The organism is Stenotrophomonas sp. 21LCFQ19 (assembly GCF_056861425.1).
Map to the genome: position 1 here is coordinate 1 of NZ_JBSPUF010000033.1, position 1,901 is coordinate 1,901.

Below are 1,901 nucleotides of genomic sequence, written 5' to 3' on the forward strand. Positions count from 1 at the left end.
CATGCTCGGCAGAGGCATTACCGATAAAGCCCATGCCGAGCATGGCTCGGCACTACAGGACCTCGCTTTGTGGGAGCGGCGTAAGCCGCGAAGCTGGCAATGCCTGAAGATCAAAAGCCTACCCCTCCCCTACCCTCCCCTTGGCTTCGCCAAAGGGAGGGAGCGTGGTGCCAAGCCATGCTCGAGGGAGGGAGCGCAGCTCAGCCCTTCGGCAGCTGCGCCAGCTCCTCGCGCACCAGCTTCACCACCAGCTTGTCCAGGGTGTCGACCGAATAGTTCTCCACCTCATGCACCGTCTCGCTGCCCGGTCCGCTGGAGGGATCACTGGCATCCTTGTAGGTCAGGAAGATGAAACGCCCGCCGGTGTACTGCGCGATCTGCCGCTGCGCGATCTCGCCGGTGGTGTCCTGGCCGGAAGCCGCCACGCTCAATACCTTGATGCCCTTGCCCAGCGCGGCCAGCATGGTCTGCTCGTAACGCGGCTGCGGGTAATCCATGTGCGGTGGTGCATCGGCCAATGACACCAGCAGACGGGTGGTCGAGGCACCGCGCCAGTTCATCGCCTGCACCGCATGGTCGAAGGCCTCGTTCATTGCTTCCGGGTAATCGCCGCCACCATTTGCGCGCACGCCATCGAGCACGTTCTGGAAGCCGGCAACGTTGTTGCTCAGGTCCCAGCCGCGCACGAAGTACTCATCGCCGCGATCACGGTAGGTCACCAGCCCCAGGCAGATGTCCGGGTTGGACGGCAGCTGGGCGATGTCACGGACGATGCCCTGCAGCGAGTCACGCAGCTTGTCGATTTCATCGGCCATCGAGCCGGTGGCATCGACCATGAACACCAGATCGAGCTTGGCGCGCGCCGGCAGCGGCGCATCGGCCACCACCACCTGCACGGCATTCTTCTGCCCGCGTTGCAGGATCGAGGTCACGGTCTTGCCGGCGCGCCGCACCTGCACCTGGTAGCTGTCCGAATCGCGGTCATCGAAGGCATTGGGATGCACCCATACCTGACCACCGGCATCGGTACGCGCCCACATCCGCGCGCCGTTGCGGGCGCTGACCGCCACTTCCGCGTCCGGCACCGGCCGCCCCTGCGCATCGACCACCTGCAGCCGCTGGCGCACGCTGACATCGCGACCCAGATCATTGGCTTCTTCATGGCGTTGCAGGAACTGCTGGAACGCAGTGAAGTCTGCGTTGTCGTCGACGACACCGGCCGTGACCTGCGCCGCCTGCTGCTGACGCACATTGCCAGTGCTGGTGATCGAGGCCACCGGCGCTTCCGCAGGCGCATACGCAGAGCTGGCGTCGGCAGCGGCCTCGGCGCGGACGACCACGGGTGATGGTGCGGGCGGTGCAGCAGGTGCGGGCGGCGCCATCATCTTGGCAGCCCCCCTGCGCAGGCGAAGCCCGTCCGCAGCGATGTTGTGCTGCTGCGGCCTGGGGCTCGGATCGGCGACCTCGCGCAGCACCGGCGTGTCGCTGCAGACCGTGGCGTTCGGCGCACGGAAGTTGGGCTGGGTCTGGCGCGTGCGCTGTGTCGTCGGCGCCTTGAGATCGCCGGTGTTGTCAGTCACCGGGAACGGGGTATGCCGAACCGCCGCTGCCACAGGCAGGCCAACCAACAACGTTACCGCCGCAGCCAATGCCATGTTGCGAACCGCCGGCCGGTTTGAACCTTTTGCGCTAGCCATGATCCCTGCTCCTTGCGTGCCGCGTGATGCGGCGTACGAGGATAGGAACGGATGGGGATGAGGAGTGGGGTTAATGCCCCCTCCCTTTGGCCGCAGGCCAAGGGGAGGGCTGGGGATGGGTTGGCTTTTGATCTTCGGCGTTGTCGACAACGCTGCTGTAGTGCCGAGCCATGCTCGGCAGAGGTTTTGGCGGGAATGCCCCTT

At 65.6% G+C, this 1,901-nt stretch carries 1 protein-coding gene; it reads right to left on the minus strand.

Annotation, left to right across the window (positions count from 1 at the left end):
• Positions 1-200 precede the first annotated feature (200 nt).
• The gene (locus AC13FW_RS20485) at positions 201-1,697 is read right to left on the minus strand and encodes a VWA domain-containing protein (protein ID WP_482990278.1); all 1,497 of its coding nucleotides are present in this window, start codon (positions 1,695-1,697) and stop codon (positions 201-203) included.
• Positions 1,698-1,901: the final 204 nt, after the last annotated feature.